A 200-nucleotide genomic window follows, 5' to 3' on the forward strand; every position below is an offset into this window, starting at 1 on the left:
AAAAGCCAGTGCATGAAGCACAACCCCGTCCTACCACCCTTGTGGTGGGGGATGGATTCCTTTGGTTGATACATCCACCGGGCCCTTCATCAGGGTTCGTGGTGGGTGCTTTCAGCTGGGTAAGGACTGTTCAGACATTGTTTGGAGAGTTTGATCCTGGCTCAGGACGAACGCTGGCGGCGTGCTTAACACATGCAAGT

At 54.0% G+C, this 200-nt stretch carries 1 rRNA gene; it reads left to right on the forward strand.

The features are described 5' to 3' along the window. Positions 1-138: 138 nt before the first annotated feature. A 16S ribosomal RNA gene (locus ACLQ2R_RS39805) occupies positions 139-200 on the forward strand; the annotation flags it as partial.

Source organism: Streptosporangium sp. DT93 (assembly GCF_049844535.1).
Taxonomy (GTDB): Bacteria; Actinomycetota; Actinomycetes; order Streptosporangiales; family Streptosporangiaceae; genus Streptosporangium.